The organism is Streptomyces sp. NPDC015125 (genome assembly GCF_043080045.1).
Classification (GTDB): domain Bacteria; phylum Actinomycetota; class Actinomycetes; order Streptomycetales; family Streptomycetaceae; genus Streptomyces.
Window position 1 is genome coordinate 1 of the sequence record NZ_JBIBVF010000025.1, and the last position, 17,684, is coordinate 17,684.

The 17,684-nt window shown below is 72.9% G+C and carries 10 protein-coding genes; 5 read left to right on the forward strand and 5 right to left on the reverse strand.

The window, feature by feature from the left end:
- Positions 1 to 181: 181 nt before the first annotated feature.
- Positions 182 to 742 (reverse strand): MarR family winged helix-turn-helix transcriptional regulator, encoded by a 561-nt coding sequence (locus tag ACF088_RS34700; protein WP_392379851.1) that lies wholly within the window; start codon positions 740 to 742, stop codon positions 182 to 184.
- 188 nt (positions 743 to 930) lie between these two features.
- Here ACF088_RS34700 and ACF088_RS34705 point away from each other — a divergent pair, with 188 nt between their 5' ends.
- The gene (locus ACF088_RS34705; RefSeq protein ID WP_392380000.1) at positions 931 to 2,229 is read left to right on the forward strand and encodes an MFS transporter; all 1,299 of its coding nucleotides are present in this window, start codon (positions 931 to 933) and stop codon (positions 2,227 to 2,229) included.
- A 124-nt stretch (positions 2,230 to 2,353) separates the two neighbouring features.
- On the opposite strand, the gene ACF088_RS34710 is transcribed toward ACF088_RS34705, so the two are convergent.
- Positions 2,354 to 4,171 (reverse strand): SpoIIE family protein phosphatase, encoded by a 1,818-nt coding sequence (locus ACF088_RS34710; protein WP_392379852.1) that lies wholly within the window; start codon positions 4,169 to 4,171, stop codon positions 2,354 to 2,356.
- A gap of 309 nt (positions 4,172 to 4,480) precedes the next feature.
- The gene (locus ACF088_RS34715; RefSeq protein WP_392380001.1) at positions 4,481 to 5,860 is read right to left on the reverse strand and encodes an NAD(P)/FAD-dependent oxidoreductase; all 1,380 of its coding nucleotides are present in this window, start codon (positions 5,858 to 5,860) and stop codon (positions 4,481 to 4,483) included.
- A 444-nt stretch (positions 5,861 to 6,304) separates the two neighbouring features.
- Between ACF088_RS34715 and ACF088_RS34720 the strand changes: the two genes are divergently transcribed.
- Positions 6,305 to 7,246, forward strand: coding sequence for a TetR/AcrR family transcriptional regulator (locus tag ACF088_RS34720; RefSeq protein ID WP_392379853.1), 942 nt, complete (start codon positions 6,305 to 6,307; stop codon positions 7,244 to 7,246).
- A gap of 382 nt (positions 7,247 to 7,628) precedes the next feature.
- Positions 7,629 to 9,680: a sigma-70 family RNA polymerase sigma factor gene (locus ACF088_RS34725; protein ID WP_392379854.1), complete on the forward strand. Its 2,052-nt coding sequence runs from the start codon at positions 7,629 to 7,631 to the stop codon at positions 9,678 to 9,680.
- Between the two features lie 189 nt (positions 9,681 to 9,869).
- On the opposite strand, the gene ACF088_RS34730 is transcribed toward ACF088_RS34725, so the two are convergent.
- Complete coding sequence (locus tag ACF088_RS34730) at positions 9,870 to 11,969, reverse strand: asparagine synthase-related protein (RefSeq protein ID WP_392379855.1); 2,100 nt, start codon at positions 11,967 to 11,969, stop codon at positions 9,870 to 9,872.
- 791 nt (positions 11,970 to 12,760) lie between these two features.
- Between ACF088_RS34730 and ACF088_RS34735 the strand changes: the two genes are divergently transcribed.
- Positions 12,761 to 14,209 carry an MFS transporter gene (locus tag ACF088_RS34735; protein WP_392379856.1) on the forward strand — a complete coding sequence of 483 codons (1,449 nt, stop codon included), beginning with the start codon at positions 12,761 to 12,763 and terminating at the stop codon, positions 14,207 to 14,209.
- Positions 14,210 to 14,418: 209 nt separating this feature from the next.
- The gene (gene lhgO, locus ACF088_RS34740) at positions 14,419 to 15,639 is read left to right on the forward strand and encodes an L-2-hydroxyglutarate oxidase (RefSeq protein WP_392379857.1); all 1,221 of its coding nucleotides are present in this window, start codon (positions 14,419 to 14,421) and stop codon (positions 15,637 to 15,639) included.
- A 138-nt stretch (positions 15,640 to 15,777) separates the two neighbouring features.
- On the opposite strand, the gene ACF088_RS34745 is transcribed toward lhgO, so the two are convergent.
- On the reverse strand, positions 15,778 to 17,037 hold the full coding sequence (locus ACF088_RS34745; protein ID WP_392379859.1) for a PQQ-binding-like beta-propeller repeat protein: 1,260 nt from the start codon (positions 17,035 to 17,037) through the stop codon (positions 15,778 to 15,780).
- Between the last annotated feature and the right edge of the window lie 647 nt (positions 17,038 to 17,684).

A 17,684-nucleotide genomic window follows, 5' to 3' on the forward strand; every position in this document is an offset into this window, starting at 1 on the left:
GGAATTCCTCGTTGACGCATAATCACGTCACGGTCGAATTTCGGCATGCCGAAATTGGTCCCGGTGAGGGGCCGTGCAGTAGTGGTGTGCCGCGAGGCGGCGGATGGTCGCCTCGGAACCGTTCCGGCTCTGTGGCAACTCGGAGAACACTACGTATCGGGTAGGGCAGTGTCAACTCGCGTCAGTCAAGGTCACTCAGACGCCCGTCGGCGTCCGGCTGGGCGTCCTCGACACGGCGCAGCAGACGGGTCAGGGCCTGGCCGAGGAGTTGACGCTCCTCGCCGGAGAGGTCCTGGAGGAGGTCCTCCTCGAAGACCGTTGCCAGGCGCATCGCCTCGAGCCACTTCTCGCGGCCCTCGTGGGTCAGCGCGACGATCACGCGGACGCGGTTGGTCTCGTCGCGCTCCCGCGTCACCAGCCCCTCGTTGGCCATGCGGTCGATGCGATGGGTCATGGCGGCCGGCGTGAGACCGAGCAGCTTGGCGAGTTCGCCGGGGCCCAATTGGTAGGGGGCTCCGGAGACGACGAGGGCCTTGAGGACCTCCCACTCGGCGTTGCTCAGCCCAAGGGTGGCGGTCTGTCGCCCGTAGGCGACGTTCATCCGCCGGTTGAGGCGCTGAAGTGCGGAGACGACCTGCTCCACCTGGGGGTCGAGGTCTTGGAATTCGCGCTGGTAGGCCGCGATCTGTTCCTCGAGGCTCGGCTCGGCAGCGTCGGCGGCCGCATCTGAGGGCTCAGGCATGCGGCGCAGTATGACATGGAAGTCATTGGCGTTGAAGTTCTTCGAGGTGTACTCTTTAACTTCGAACTTTAGAGTTGAAGTCTTCAGGGTGAGACTGTCCGGCTCCGGGCGGTCTCGCCCTGGCGCCTGTCCCAGCTCGTTGGTTCGTCCCTCTTATCCATCTGATGACCTGACCTAGGTAGGTGAGTGTGACCACCGCGATGGGCGCCGCGTTGCGCCGGATCCAGCTCGGGAACGCGCTGAGTGCGTTCGGGAGCGGCTTCACCGTTCCGTATCTGTACGTCTATGTGGCGAAGGTGCGGGATCTCGGCGCGAGCACTGCCGGTGCGGTGCTCGCCATGCTGGCGGTGGCCGCGCTGGTCGTCCTGCCGCTGACCGGCCGCGCCATCGACCGGCGCGGACCGCTGCCGGTGGCCATCGTCGGTACGGTCTCCGCCGCCGTCGGCTCCCTGGGGATCGGGCTGTCCGCCACCGAGCCGCTGGTCATCGCATCGGCCATCGCGCTCGGTGCCGGGATAGCGGTCATTCAGCCGGCCCTCGCGACGATGATCGTGTGGTGCTCGACGACGCTGACGAGGTCGCGGGCGTTCGCCACCCAGTTCTTCCTGAACAACCTGGGGCTGGGCGTCGGCGGACTGGTCGGCGGGCTGCTGGTCGACGAGGCGCATGCGTCGAGCTTTGTGCGGCTGTTCGCCATCGAGGCCGTGATGTTCCTGGTGCTCGGCGCGGCGGTGGCGACCGTACGGCTGCCGCGGGCGCCGAAGGTCGAGGACGCGGTGCCGACCGAGGAGCGGGCCAAGGGTGCCTGGCGGGCGATGTTCGCCGACCGGCGGATGGTGTGGCTGTGCGTTCTGGGGTTCGTGCTGTTCTTCGCCTGCTACGGACAGTTCGAGTCGGGGCTGGCCGCCTACGCGACCGAGGTCACCCGAATACCGCCGGCCAGCCTGGGGATTGCACTCGCGGCCAATACGGCGGCGATCGTGGCGGCGCAATTCGTGGTGCTCAAGCTGGTCGAGCGGCGGCGGCGCAGCCGGGTGATGGCGCTGGTCGGGGTGGTCTGGACGGTGGCGTGGATAGCCGCCGGGCTGTCCGGGCTGGTGCATGGCGCGCAGGTGGTGGCGACGACGCTGCTGATCTCGACGTATGCGCTGTTCGGTATCGGTGAGTCGATGCTGTCGCCGACGGTGGCTCCGCTGGTGGCCGATCTGGCGCCGGCTTCCCTGATCGGGCAGTACAACTCGGCATTCGCGCTGGTCAAGCAGTTGGCGTTGGCAGTCGGTCCGGCCGTGGGCGCGCTGATGGTGGGGCACGGGATGTACGGGGCGTACATCGGGATGCTCGTGGTGTGCGCGCTGGGGATCACGGCGTTGTCGCTGTGGCTGGGGCGGATGCTGCGTCCGGCGCAGGACAATCCGCACCGGGCGGTGGCCCCCCTGCCCGCGGCGCGGGTGCCGGCCGAGGCGGAAGCCGTGGCCTGCGGCGCCTGAGCCCCGCATCCGGTGCCTGATGCCCGGTGCCTGATGCTTGGTGCCCGGTGCTTGGTGCCGTAAGGGGACCGCGCCTTCATGCCGCCGGCCCTGGTCCGATCGGACCGGGGCCGGCGGCATGCGGCTATCCGCGGGGCAGGGCGAATTCGCACCAGACGGCCTTGCCGCCGCCCGGGGTCCGGCGGGAGCCCCAGGACGAGGCGATGGTGGCGACGATGGAGATGCCCCGGCCGGCCTCGTCGGCCGGTTCGGCGCGCCGGCGGCGCGGGAGATGGTCGTCGCCGTCGGTGACCTCGACGATCAGACGGCGGTCCGTGCGGCGCAGGCGCAGGCGCATGGGCGGGGTTCCGTGCTGGAGGGAGTTGGCGACCAGTTCGCTGGCGGCCAGCACGCCGAGGTCGTGCAGCTCGGGTGGGAAACGCCAGGAGGCGAGGACCCCGGAGGCGAAGGCGCGGGCGCGCGGGGCCGCTTCGGTGCCGCCGAGGAGTTCGAGTGCGGCGTTGTGGAACAGCTCGGCGTCGTGGCCGGTCCGTTCGGGGTGCTGCAGGACCAGGATGGCGACATCGTCGTCGTGGCTGGCGGTGATGCCCAGGGAGCGCAGCAGGCGGTCGCAGACGATGTCGGGGGCGCCGGCGGCACCGGCGAAGGCGCGTTCCAGGGCCTCGACGCCGTGGTCGATGTCCTTGTCGCGGCGCTCGACCAGGCCGTCGGTGTAGAGGACGGCGCTGCCGCCGGGGCCCAGGGGGACGGATCCGGAGGTGTGCAGCCAGCCGCCGGTGCCCAGGGGCGGTCCGGTCGGCTCGGCGGCACGGCGGACCGTGCCGTCCGGGTCGCGTACGAGGATGGGCAGATGGCCGGCGGAGGCGTAGACCAGCCGGCCCTCGTTCGGGTCGTGGACGGCGTAGACGCAGGTGGCGATCTGGCTGGCGTCGATCTCGGCGGCCAGGCCGTCCAGGAGCTGCAGCACCTCGTGGGGCGGCAGGTCGAGGCGGGCGTAGGCGCGCACCGCGGTGCGCAGCTGGCCCATGACCGCGGCGGCGCGCACCCCGCGGCCCATGACATCGCCGATGACCAGGGCCGTACGGCCGGCGCCGAGGGTGATGACGTCGTACCAGTCGCCGCCGACCGCGGCGTCCGTGCCGCCGGGCTGGTAGGTGGCGGCGACACAGAGGTCGTCGGGCTGCTCCAGTTCCTGGGGCAGCAGGGAGCGCTGGAGGGTGACCGCGGCCTCGCGCTGGCGGGCCTCGCTGGCGCGCAGCCGCTCGGCGGACTCGATCTGGTCGGTGACCTCGGCGCCGAAGACCAGGACGCCTTTGTGCGGGGCGACGCAGGCAACCTCGGGGTCGGGTGCCGGGCCACTCGCCGCGACCTCGATCGGGGTGCAGGTGAAGGTGTAGTAGCCGTCGCGGGTGCGGTCGCCACCCGCACCGCCTGGGACCTTGCGGGACTTGACCGTCCGCGGTTTGCCGCTGCGCAGCACCTGGTCCATCAGGGGGAGCAGGCCGAGTGTGCCGAGCTCGGGAAGCGCCTCGCGGGCGGTGTGGCCGGCCGGACGGGGGCCGAAGACGCCGGCGTAGGCGCCGTTGACGTAGGCGAGGCGGTGCTCGGGGCCGTAGACGACGGCGACGAGGGCGGGGATGGTGCCGAGGATGTCGTGGACGGAGAGTGCGTCCACCGTGGGCGGCAGGGCCGCGGGGGTGGGTTCCCGGGAGGCCGCCGTTTCCGCGCGCTCGGCGCGGGCGGCGGGGACGGAGCCCGTGGTCGCGGCCGTCGGTGCGGCGGGCGTGCCGCCGTCCGCCGCGGGCACGGCGGACGGTGCCGGGGGCGCGGTGGGCGGGGCGGCCGGCGTGCCGGACGCGGGGCGGGGCGCGGCGCGGTCGGACCGCGCGGCGGCACGCCGCTGTGTGCCGGGGAATTTGGCGCTCCAGCGCGTGAAGATCACGGAGGGGTACCTCTTACTTCGCGTCGTCGCGCGGGATCGGGCCGTCGGCATGGCGGGACCTCCCGGCCGGCGGCCGGGGAAAGGTCGGCTGGGGACACTCTCGGCGCCCTTTTGCGGAATGCAGCAAACGTCCAGAATCCTCGTGATTGTCACTCTTTGCAGATACGAGCCCACCCATGGTCACACGTCCAGTGTGGCCGACCGGACGGACATCCGTCAGACGCCCGGGTGCCGGGAGGGAGTTCCGCACTCCGGAACATCCCGCCGCCCCGGGGCTGACGGCACATCACCTCTTCGGGGTACGGCGCGTCAACTGGCTTCGTTGTGTCGTCCGGTGCCCGCGGCGAGTTCGAACTCGGCGCGCGGGTTCTCCAGCGAGCCGAGCGAGACGATCTCGCGTTTGAACAGGCCGGCCAGCGTCCATTCGGCGAGCACCCGCGCCTTGCGGTTGAAGGTCGGGACCCGGCTGAGATGGTAGGCGCGGTGCATGAACCACGCCGGGTAGCCCTTCAGCTTGCGCCCGTAGACGTGCGCCACGCCCTTGTGGAGGCCCAGCGAGGCCACCGAGCCGACGTATTTGTGCGCGTACTCCTGGATCGGGCCGCCGCGTACCGACGCCGCGATGTTCTCGGCGAGCACCTTGGACTGGCGGACGGCGTGCTGTGCGTTGGGGGCGCACAGGGCGCGGGGCTCGTCGGGCTTGGCGGGCGGCGGAGCCGTCACATCGGGGACCGCGGCCGCGTCGCCGGCGGACCAGGCGTGTTCGACGCCGTCCACCTGGAGCGCGGCGGTGCACTTGAGGCGGCCGTGGGCGTTCAGCGGCAGCCCGGTCGCGGCCAGGATGGGGTGTGGTTTGACGCCCGCGGTCCACACCAGGGTCCGGGTCGGGAAGCGGGAGCCGTCGCTGAGCTGGGCGACCCGCGTCTCGCAGGAATCCAGCCGGGTCTCCATCCGTACGTCGATATTGCGGGCGCGCAGCTCACGGACGGCGTAACGGCCCATGTCGGGGCCCACTTCGGGCAGGATCCGGTCGGTCGCCTCGACCAGGATCCACTTCATGTCCTCGGGCTGGATGTTGTGGTAGTAGCGGACGGCGTAGCGGGCCATGTCCTCCAGTTCGGCCAGCGCTTCGACGCCCGCGTAACCGCCGCCGACGAAGACGAAGGTGAGCGCGGCGTCGCGGACCGCGGGGTCACGGGTGGAGGAAGCGATGTCGAGCTGGGCGAGGACGTGGTTGCGCAGTCCGATGGCCTCTTCGACCGTCTTGAAGCCGATGCCGACATCGGCCAGGCCGGGGACGGGCAGAGTGCGCGAGACCGAGCCGGGCGCGAGGACCAGCTCGTCGTACTCCACCTCGACGGCGCCGTTGCCGGTCTCCTCCGCGGCAAGGGTGGAGATGGTGGCCCGGCGGTCGCCGTGGTCGAGGGCGGTGACCTCGCCGATGACGACCTTGCACTGCGGCAGCACCCGGCGCAGCGGCACGACGACATGGCGCGGGGAGATCAAACCGGCCGCGGCCTCGGGCAGGAAGGGCTGGTACGTCATATACGGCTCGGGGTCGACCACGATGATCTCGACGGTGCCCTGGTGCAGCTCCTGCTTCAGCTTCCGCTGCAGCCGCAGGGCGGTGTACATGCCCACGTAGCCACCACCGACAACGAGAATGCGCGTCACATCATTCGAGGACACAGTCTTCACAGAGGTTCTCCTCGCGGTGTCGGCCAGGCCCGGGCGGCACCGATCCGGCGGGCGGCCGGCGGCGCGGCCACCCTCGGGAGCTGCACCCCCGGGAAAGCACAGCACTGTTCCATGACGCACTGCCGGAGCGCCTTTGTCCACAGGCCCGTCGAAATGTATGACCGGCCGCGACCCTGGGGACGGAACGGCATATTCCGCGCGTGCGGGCGGAGGTGCCCTGGTCAGGGGGTTGGTGGCGGCGGAAGAACGGGGGCGTGATCCGGGCGGATCAGCCCCCTTGGTCCGATCGGGGGGCGCATTGCGCGGAACGCCCCCTTCATTCTTGACCCGGGCTCAACTATGTTCGTATCTGTTGGGGTGGACCCTGTCATCGGTACGCCCTGACTGTCAGGGCGGGGAGTCTCCGGGGGGAGACGTCATTACCGGGGGATCACTATGCACATTCAGGGCTCTCATTGGCAGACCAACGTCGCTGTGGCGCATGCCTCCGACGACGCCGGGAGCGATAAGGAAAACAACGGCACCAACAGCACCGGCACCGGTGTGAGCAACGGTGCCCGTACGGGGACGGGGGGTCGGAGCACACCACTGCGGGTGGATGCCCAGCGCAATCTGGAACATGTGCTGCGTGCCGCGCGCGAGGTGTTCGGCGAGCTGGGGTACGGCGCGCCCATGGAGGACGTGGCACGGCGGGCCCGGGTCGGTGTCGGCACGGTCTACCGCCGTTTCCCCAGCAAGGACGTGCTGGTCCGCCGGATAGCCGAAGAGGAGACCTCACGGCTGACGGACCAGGCGCGTACGGCGCTGGGCCAGGAGGACGACGCGTGGTCCGCGCTGTCCCGCTTCTTGCGGACGTCGGTCGCCTCGGGTGCCGGACGGCTGCTGCCGCCGGGCATTCTGCGGGTGAGCGCGGACACCGACCGGCCCGCGGAGCCGGCGGCGGACGGCGCGGACGGGCCACGGGTGCCGGACGGCCGGAGCGAGGCGCGGGTGCCCGACGGCCTGAGTGAGGCGCGGGTGCCGCAGCAGCGGATGGCACCCGGCACGGACGGGGTCCCGGTCGATCTCCGGCTGGTCGCCCCGCGCGACACTCCGGAGGGTGAGCCGGCCCCGCTGGTGGCCGGGGCCGCGCCGGCCGGTGCCGGTGCCGGTGCCGAGGAGATGGCAGGCGCCGACGCACTACTGGAGGTCGTCGGGCGGCTTGTGGAGCGAGCCAGGACGGCGGGTGAGCTACGTGCCGATGTGACGGTCGCCGACATTCTGTTAGTGATCGCCACGGGCGCGCCCACGCTGCCCGAACCCAGCCACCAGCAGGCCGCCTCCGCGCGGTTGCTGGAGATTCTGCTGGAAGGGCTGCGTTCGCGCCCTGTTGAGTGAGGTACGGCGGCCGGCGCCGTCCGGTGGGCCCGACCGCCGGGTTCACCGGGCGGGGCCGGTCGGCTGGACGGTGCCGGTCCACTGGACGGTGCCGTAGGCGACTGCGGAGCCCGTATACGCCTCAGGGCGGGTACGGGCTCCGCGCATGTGCAGGGGCCGGCCCGTACGGCCCCTTACGAGGTCTTCAAGGGATACCCCGTAAGGGGTCCGCGGCGGGTATGGCCCGTATGCGCGGCATGGCTCGTACGGGTGAACGCCCGTGCGGTCGTCCGCGTGCGCACCCCGGATGAGTGGATGGCGGTCAGGACCCTCAACCACAGGGGTTCGGTATGGCACGCTGGCGCGGTATTCCGGTGTGACGGCGGCTTCGGGGGCCTCGAAGATGGGTGTTGACGGGCGGGACGGGCGGCTCGACGGCGAGGCCGGGGTGGACGAGACCAAGGGCGGGCCATCCGGACAGATCTCTGGCCAGGCCGGGCCGTTGGGGGCGAGCACCCCGGTCGGCGGGCCGGCTGAGCGGCACGATCGCGCCCGTCATCCGGTGGGCGAGGGGCACAGCGTGCCGCCGCAGCGGGGACGTTCCCACCGGGCGGACCCGGCAGCCGCCCCCGAGGGGGGCGAAATCCCGCCGTCCGATGCCCAGTTGCTCGCCAATCTGCGGGCCGGGGACGACAGCGCGTACGAGGAGTTGTACCGCAGGCACGCCGAGGCGGTCCGGCGCTACGCCCGGAGCTGCTGCCGGGACCTGCACACCGCCGAGGATCTGACCGGTGAGGTCTTCGCGTGCACGCTGCAGGCGGTGCGCGGCGGCGCGGGGCCCGATTCGGCGGTGCGCGCCTATCTGCTGACCACCGTCCGCCGGGTCGCCGCCTCCTGGGCGAAGACGGCGCGGCGGGAGCAACTGGTGGAGGACTTCGCGGTGTTCGCGGTGTCCACGGCCGGGGTGCCGGGGGACAAGGACACCCTGGATCTGGGCGCGGACGTGCGCGCCCTGCACGAGGCCGAGCAGTCGATGGCCGTGCAGGCGTTCCGCAGCCTGCCCGAGCGCTATCAGACGGTGCTGTGGCACACCACCGTCGAGGACGAGTCGCCCAGCGAGGTCGCCCCGCTGCTCGGGCTGACCGCGAACGCCACCGCCGTACTGGCGCACCGCGCCCGGGAGGGCCTTCGGCAGGCCTATCTGCAGGCGCATGTCAGCCAGTCGCTGACGGCCGGCGGTGACTGCGCCCGGTACGCCGACCGGCTCGGCGCCTACGCCCGCGGTGGGCTGCGGATGCGGGCCGAGCGGGGGCTGCGCAAGCATCTGGAGGCATGTGTCCGGTGCCGGATGGCCGCGCTGGAGGTCGAGGACGTCAATCAGCGGATCGGGGCGCTGCTGCCGGTCGCGGTCATCGGCTGGTTCGCCGGCGGGTACGCCGTCAAGGCGGCGGCCGCGGCGGTGGGTGTCGCGGCAGCGGGCGCGCCATCCGGTGCCGGTGCGGCGGCCGTGGGTGGCGGTGGTGGTGGTGTCGCGGCCGCGGGTGGCGGTGGTTCCGGGGCGGCGGGAAGTGCCGGTGGTACCGGTGGCGCCGGTGGCTCCGGTGGTGCGGCCGTGGGTAAGGGGCTGGGCGCGGCGGTGAAGGTCGGTATCGGCGTGGGGGCGACGGTGGTGGCGGGCGCGGCGCTGGCGCTGGCGCTGACCGGCTTGCCGGGGCCGGCGCCGAAGCCGCGGGCCGGGTCCGCGCAGTCGGCCCCGGCCGCGCCGCAGAAGCCGTCGTCCGAGCCGTCGGGGTCGGCGCTGCCGCCGGCGGCCGGTGCCGCACCGGCCCCGAAGCGGAGCGCGAAGCCGCGCCCGACGTCACCGCCGACGCGTACATCGCGCCCCGAGCCGGCGCCCGCCCCGCCGCGGACTCCGCAGCAGCCCACGCCCCGCCCGGCCCCGCCCTCGACACCGGCCCCGGGTCCCACACCGCCGAAGGCCACGCCGCCGGAGCCCACACCACAGCCTCCGCTGCCCGCCCCGGCCACATACCCGCTCAACGCGCTCAACTACGACTTCGCGGGCGACGGCAGCAAGCCGGAGGTGCGCACCATCGGCAGCAGCTGGCTGTGGCAGCGGGAGTCACCGACGATCGCCGGCACGACGTATGCGCAGGGTGCGAGCGTGCACGCACAGTCCTCGGTGACCATCGATCTCAACCGCCGGTGCACCGCGTACGACGCCGTGGCGGGCATCGACGATCTCGGTCTGGGGCTGGGGGCCCTGCGTTTCTCCGTTTACGCGGACGGGGTGCGGCTGTGGCGGTCGGCGGTGGTGCACGGCGGGCAGCGGGCGGTGCCGGTGCATGTCCCGCTGACGGGCCGTAAGACGCTGCGGCTGGTGACCGAGCCGGCGTCGCCCGTTGCCGTGGTGGCACTGGGGGACTGGGCGCAGTCGACGATCAGCTGTCGTTGAGGGGCCGGGGCGACCACCGGGGCTCCGGCTACCGGCCACCGGCCACCGGCCACCGGCCACGGCTACCGGGCACCGGCTACGGCTACGGCTACGGCTACGGCTACGGCTACCGACAGCGGCTACCCACCCCGCCAGGGCCACCGGGCCACCCCGGCGCCGGGCCACCCCGGCGCGGCAACGCCTCCTGGCTCATGCCAGCCGCGCACGGGGAACGACCCCACCCGCGACCGCCTTCTGGCGCGGTGCCCCCGCCCCCGTCCAGCAGGTCCCCCGCCGCGCCACCAACCGCCGCAGCCACAGCTCCGTGGAGACCAGCTCGGCCAGCCCGTCCAACGGCAGCGCCGCCCCCTCCGCCGCCGACCGCAGCGCCTTGCGGACCACCCGCGCCTCCACCAGCCCGGCATCGGCCAGCAGCGGCGTGTCGAAGAGCTGCACCAGGTCGCCTATGGCGCCGCGCAGCCCGGCGCGTACGGCGGCCGCGTGGGTCAGGTGTGAGGTGGCGCCCCAGCCGGGCGGCAGATCCCGTACGCCGGCCCCGGCCAGTACGGAGCGCAGTACGGCGGCCCGTGCCCCGGGCTGCACCCGCAGGGTGTCCGGCAGGGCGCGGCAGGCGAGCACCACCTGGTTGTCGAGGAACGGGGCGTGCAGCCGCTGGTTGCGGATCTCGGCGGCTTGCTCGAAGACCCGGTGGTCTGCGGCCTGACGGGCCAGCGCGGCGCGGGCCCGCCGCTCCCCGGGGTGGCCCGCGGCGGGCGAGCGATGCGCCGCTTCACTGAGACGAACCGATACTTCGGCCAGCGCCTCCCCCGTGAGCCAGCGCGCGGCGGGCCCCGGCCCGCACCAGGCGAGCGCGGCCAGCGAGGCGTCCACGGCCCCGCCGGCCACCGGCTCGTCGGCGAACTGCCGCTCCAGGAGGCGCCGCGCTGTATCGGCGAGGCCGGACGGGTACGGCGTACGGGCGAGCCTGCGGGCGGCACGGTAGACGGTGAAGGGGACGAGGACGGAGTGTGCGAGGGGACCGTCGGCCTTGGCCAGCGCGGTGACCGGGCGCAGCAGATGGCGCCGGCGGCGGTCCATGAGCAGGTCGGCGAGGCGGGCCGGGTGCGCGTCGAGGACCTGACGGGCGCCGTGGCCGACGAAATGGTCCGCGCTGCCGGCCAGCAGGCGTCGGCGGTGGCGGCTCGCGGTGGTGAGGGAGGGGCCCGGCTCGTCCGTGAGCGGGCCCGTGCCGAGGTCCGCATACGGGAGGGCCTCTTCGCCGGCCGCGACGACGACATGGTGCAGCCGCGGGTTGTCGGCGAGGGTGCGGGCGCGCTCCAACTCGGCGTCGTGTCGGGCCCCTTCGCCCTTGGTGGCGCGGTCGTTGAAGGTGACGGCCAGGAGGCGTTCGCCGTGGCCGTTCAGCCTTCCGGGCCGGCCGGGGAGACCGGCGGCCAGTAGGGCGAGGGTCCCGGAGGCGCTGCCTCCGGAGAGGTCGGCGCCGATGCCGGGGGCCGGTGCCCCGCGCGCCGCGCGCCGCTCGGCGGGCCCCATGCCGGGCACCGGTCCGGGGTCGAGGCCGTCGAGCCCGTCCGGATCGGGGGCGTGCCGGGGCCCGGCCAGCCGTGCGCGGACGGCTTCGACCAGGGCGTCGCGGACTCCGTCCACGGCCTTTTCCGGGGCGAGTTGGGGTGCGGCGACGGCGAGCGAGGCAGTCGGCTCGAAGGAGGTGATGTCGCGGGCGCCGCCGCGCAGCACCAGGGCGTGGCCGGGCGGGATCCGGCGGACGCCTTCGTACGGCGTGCCGGCGCCGAGCGCCTCGGGGATGTCCGGGCAGGCCAGCAGCGCGGCCAGATGGCCGATGTCGAGGCCGGCCTCGACGAGGTCGGCGAGCGGGAGGGCGGCGGTGGCGTAGGCGGTGCCGCCGGCCCAGGGGGTGTGGAAGACGGGACGGGCGCCGGCCAGGTCGCCGGTGACGGTGATCCGCCGCCCTACCCGGACGACGGCGGTGTAGCTGCCGGGCCAGGTGGTGAGGTGGCGCAGTGCGCCCCCGCGCGCCGCGAACAGCCCCACCCGCAGTTGGTCGTCGGTGGCTCCGCAGACGCCGAAGACCGCGAGCCGGGTCTCGGCGTCGGCCTGTACGACGCGGACCTCGTCCGGCCGCCAGTCGCCGACCGCCCAGAGGGGATCGGGGTCGCCCCACAGGAGTTGGGCGCCCACGGGGAGGACCGCGCGGCTCTCCTCGCCCGCCGTCGGACCCGTGATGGCCGGCCCCGTGGCGGCACTGCTCCACCCCACCAACCAGCGCATGGCCGCCTCCACCCGATTTCCCCGTGCGCCGGGGCCAACGGCCGCCCCGTACAGCGGATTGCCCGGCTGTCGCCGAGCTGTTGTGGCGACCATGCTGCCATGACAGGGGCGCGGGGGAGGCGCCGGAGCGGGCCTGTATACGGGCGGTTCGCGCCGCGTGCGCCCGCCGAGGGGCCGTCGGCGGGCCCCCGGGGGCGTCACGGGCCCCGCGGTACGACCCGCGATACGCCCCGCGATACGCCCCGCGGTACGACCCGCGGTACGCCCCGCACCGGGCGCGAGCGCTCCGCCACCTCGACCCCGGGAGGCCCCCCGTGTGGCCCCCAGGGCGACCCCCGAGCAGGCGGCGGCGCGAAATCATCACCCGTCGGTTTTCGGCCAAAGTCCTTGTCGCACAGCCCAGTTGACACATTCGGGCATGACGTCAACCGGTGACACGACCGGTCGGCGACCCTTCTGCGCGACGGTCCGGGAGGCGGGCTGCGCCCCCCGGACCGGACCGTCACCCGCGGGGAATTGAGGTGACGGTATCCCCCAGCCCACTGGATCCAGTGCAGCGGGCCGACCCACGCAGAAGACATGGAAGCGCTCCCGGAAACGGGCGGCCAGCGCGCACGAACGGGCGCACGGGCACACGTACCCGGAGCACATGCCAATTCCCGCACCCCTGTTTGAACACGAATCTCGCCATCCGGGACACCGGCACTTAACGGTCGGGATCCGGCGAACTACTCTGGGTGGACGCATGCCCCGGGGTACCGGGGCGGCCGTCGCTGTGTCGAGGGGTGCGCATGTCCAGGGATATACGCGGGCCGAACGAAAAGCTCGGCACTGTTCTCGCCCTCGCGGGTATCAGCAATGCCGGACTGGCACGCCGGGTCAACGACCTCGGTGCGCAGCGCGGACTGACGCTTCGCTATGACAAGACGTCGGTGGCGCGATGGGTCTCCAAGGGCATGGTGCCGCAAGGCGCCGCGCCCCATCTGATCGCGTCCGCGATCGGCAGCAAGCTCGGCCGGCCGGTCCCGCTGCACGAGATCGGGCTGGCCGACGCGGACCCGGCACCCGAGGTAGGCCTGGCATTTCCCCGCGATGTGGGCGCCGCGGTGCGCTCCGCGACCGAGCTGTACCGTCTCGATCTGGCCGGACGGCGGGCGGGCGGCGGCGGCATCTGGCAGAGCCTGGCCGGATCCTTCGCCGTCACCGCGTACGCCACCCCCGCCTCGCGCTGGCTGATATCCCCGGCCGACAGCTCGGTGGCACGGGAGGCGGCCGAGGCGCGTGACAAGGACGCCGCGGCGGCCGGCGACGGCGGGATTCCGCAGCACGTCGGCCACAGCGACGTCACCAAGCTGCGCGAGGCGGCGGAGGACGCGCGCCGCTGGGACTCCAAATACGGCGGCGGGGACTGGCGTTCCTCGATGGTCCCGGAGTGCCTCCGGGTGGATGCGGCACCGTTACTTCTCGCCTCGTACAGCGATGAAGTCGGCCGGGCGCTCTTCGGGGCGACCTCCGAACTCACCCGGCTCGCCGGGTGGATGGCCTTCGACACGGGCCAGCAGGAGGCCGCACAGCGGTACTACATCCAGGCACTGCGGCTCGCCCGCGCCGCCGCCGACGTCCCCCTCGGCGGCTATGTCCTCGCCTCGATGTCCCTCCAGGCGACCTACCGGGGCTTCGCCGACGAGGGCGTCGACCTCGCCCAGGCCGCCCTGGAACGCAACCGCGGCCTGGCCACCGCCCGCACCATGAGCTTCTTCCGTCTGGTGGAGGCGCGGGCGCAGGCCAAGGCCGGCGAGGCGCGCGCCTGCGAGGTGGCCCTGAAGGCCTCCGAGGGCTGGCTGGAGCGCTCCCGCGGCGGCGACCCCGACCCGTCGTGGCTGGACTTCTACTCGTACGAACGCTTCGCCGCCGACGCCGCCGAGTGCTACCGCGATCTGCGGCTGCCCCGCCAGGTGCGCCGTTTCACCGAGCAGGCGCTGTCCCGCCCCACCGAGGAATTCGTCCGCTCGCACGGTCTGCGCCTGGTCGTCTCCGCTGTCGCCGAACTGGAGTCCGGCAATCTGGACGCGGCCTGCGCGGCGGGCACCCGTGCGGTCGAGGTGGCCGGCCGGATCTCGTCCGCCCGCACCACCGAGTACGTCCGCGATCTGCTGCACCGCCTGGAGCCGTACGGCGACGAGCCCCGGGTGGTCGAGCTACGGGAGCGGGCGAGACCGCTGCTGGCGGCACCGGCTTAGCCGACGGCCGTACGGGACGGGCCGGGCCGGCCGGCAGACAGGCAGGAGGGGCGGCCCGACCGGACCCCGACCTGTCCGGACCCCGACCCGTCCGATCGGCATTGTCAGTGCCGGACGTCATGATGGGATACGTCGTCGGGCGATGATGCGGATGATGCGCAGGTCCGCGGCGACGGGCGAGCCTGCGGTCATGCGGTTGGGGAGGTGCAGTGGCGGCGTACGACTGCGATGTGCTGGTGATCGGTGCCGGCATCGTCGGACTCTCTACGGCCTACGCGATCACGCGTGCCGCACCCGGCACACGCGTCGTGGTCCTGGAGAAGGAACCGGGTCCGGCCCGTCATCAGACCGGGCGCAACAGCGGCGTGATCCACAGCGGCATCTACTACCCACCCGGCTCCCTCAAGGCCCGCTTCGCCCTCCAGGGCTCGGCGGAAATGGTGAAATTCTGCACCGAACACGACATCCCGCATGAGGTCACCGGCAAGCTGATCGTCGCCACGGACCGCAGCGAGCTGCCGCGACTGCACGGCCTGATCCAGCGCGGCCGGGAACACGGCCTGCCGGTGCGCGAACTGGGCCCCGCCCAGATAGCCGAGTACGAGCCCGAGGTAGACGGCCTGGCCGCCATCCATGTCGGCACGACCGGCGTCTGCGACTTCGCCGCGGTCGCCCGCCGGTTCGCCCTCCTCGCCGAGGACGCCGGCACCCGGATCGTCTACGGCACCGAGGTGACGACCATCGGCCGCCGCCCCGGCCGGGTGGCGGTCCGCAGCGCCGACGGCACGGTCCACCGCGCCCGTGCCCTGGTGAACTGCGCCGGCCTGCAGTGCGACCGGATCGCCCGGCTGGCCGGCGACGCCCCGGGCATGCGGATCGTCCCGTTCCGCGGCGAGTACTTCACCCTCGCTCCGGAGCGCGCCTCACTCGTCCGCGGCCTGGTCTACCCGGTCCCCGACCCGGCCTTCCCCTTCCTCGGCGTGCATCTGACCCGCGGCATCGACGGCGCCGTCCACATCGGCCCGAACGCCGTCCCCGCCCTGGCCCGCGAGGGCTACGACTGGCGCACGATCCGCCCCGCCGAGCTGGCCGGCACCCTCGCCTACCCCGGCTCCTGGCGGATAGCCCGCCGCCACTGGCGCTACGGTGCCGGCGAACTGCACCGCTCCCTGTCCCGGCGCGCCTTCGCCGACACGGTCCGCCGCCTGCTCCCGGCCGCCCGCGAGGAGGATCTGCTGCCGTCCCCGGCCGGCGTCCGCGCCCAGGCCGTCCTGCCCGACGGCACCCTCGTCGACGACTTCCTCTTCGCCGAATCCCCCGGCATGATCCACGTCCTCAACGCCCCGTCCCCGGCCGCCACGGCCTCGCTCCCCATCGGGCGGGAGGTGGCACGGCGGGTGCTGGGGCTGCTGGGGCGGAGCCGCGCATGACGACACACTTCTCGGCCCCTCCCCTCGTAAAAAAGGCCGCTCGGCCCCTCCTCCCGTAAGAGGCGGGGCCGAGCGGCGGCGGATCCATGGCGGCGGATCCATGGCGGCGGATCCGTGGCGGCGGGCGTCCTGAAGACGTCAGGCGAACGGCACCTCGAAGGCCTGCACGCTCGGCCGGTTGTCGGTAAGCCGCTCGCTCTGGATGAAGAGGTTGTTGTCCCTGTCCAGGGCCAGCGACATGTCGCTGGGGGCCGGCAGGTTGTGCTCCTTCTCGTAGAGCGTGCCCTTCACCTTCTCCTTGCCGTCACGCAAGCCGACCGCGACCACCAGCGCCTTCACGGCGGAGGCGCCGCTGTCGGGCGAATCGGTCACCATGATCAAGCCTTGGTTGTTCACACCGGCGATGGCCGCCGAGCCGCGCTTCTTCCACAGCAGCTTGCCCGACTTCATGTCCATCGCCACAAGCCCGTTGCTGGCGCCGTAACCGGTCACCAGAATCTGCTCGTCCTCATCGACGTAGGTGTTGCGCGGCTCGAACTTCATGTCCTTCAGCTCTTCCGCGAGCCGGAAGGTGTGGTCCGGCTTGCCTTCCTTCGTATAGGTCTGGATGAAGTGGGCGGGATCGACCGAGCTGCCGTCGTCCGTCAGAAGCGTCAGGGGCCAGTCCGAGAGCGTCTTCACGATCCTGTGGTCCTCACCCGTGACCGTCGAATGGATGCTGGCGTACTCCAGGTCCTGCAGCGCCAACTGCTTCTTCGGCTTCGCATCGGAGCAGTCGCTGGCCACGGCCAGGTACTGGGGGCTCAGCCCGACCGAGTTGGTGCAGTCGTGACCGCGCGCGGTCAGTTCCCAGACCCTCGCTCCACGGGCGACGGAGAAACCGGCATAGGTCCGGCCGATCGTGACGGCGACGACCTTGCTGTTCACCACGACCCGCGGCTGGTGCTCCGCGCCGTCACCGTCCTGGAGGTTCTTGGACCACAGCGTGCGGCCGGTGTCGGTGTCGACGACGGAGAGATAGGAGCAGTCGTCGCCCCCCGCGTCGAAGACCACGGCCCCCACACCGTCGTCACTGGGCTCCGCGGACATCGCGCAGACCTCGCCCGCGCCCTTGGGCGTCTTGACCGTCCACTTCTTCTTGCCGGTCTTGCGGTTGTAGGCCCGTACGCCCTCGCCGTCGCCGTAGATGATGTCGTCATTGTTGAACCACATCGAGCGCAGCCCGTTCTCGTTCTGGCCCTCGCGCTCGGACGCGGGCGACGCCGCCTCCCACAGCCGCGGGATGGCGTTCGCGGGCCGGCCGGCGCCCGGATCGGCGGAGTCCCCGGAGAAGAGGAAGTAGCCGCCGACTCCGGCAGCCACCAGCAGGACCATCACGATCGCCAGGATGGCCGGCACGGGCACACCGCTGCGCCCGGGTGTGCCGGGCCCGCCCGGCCCGCCCTGGAACGGAGGCGCCATGGGCCCGCCGGGGAACGGCGCCTGACCGGGCACCTGACCCGGCGCCTGACCTGGCACCTGACCAGGCAGCTGCCCCTGGTTCTGGGCGTACGGCGGGGGTGGCTGCTGGCCACCCTGCGGCCCGGGGTAACCCTGCGGGGGCGGGCCCTGGGGGTGGCCCATGGGCGGCGGGTACTGCGCGGCTCCCGGCCCGGGCTGCGCGGGCGGAGCACCGTACGGGCCAGGAGGCGCCTGCCCCGGACCCGCCGGCGGCTGTGCCGGGGGGCCGTACGCGCCCGCACCTGCCGGCGGCGGCGGGGCGGCCTGCCCCGGTGCCGGCGGGCCGGCGGGCGGCACTCCCGGAGCTCCCTGGCCGGGCGGCTGCGGCCCCTGCGGATTCCCGGCGTACCCCTGGCCGCCCTGCGACACGATGGACCAACCCCCTGATTTGTTTTGCTCACGTCAGCGCCGCATCGTATGCATGCTGCTACACACCGCGCCAACCTCCCTTTTCACGAAGGCTCCGGCCCCCGCTTCAGCAAGCGCCAAGCACCTCGAAGGCTCCGTGCGGTCCCCGGGCGGGCCCTGGGCTCCCCTCCCCCCGA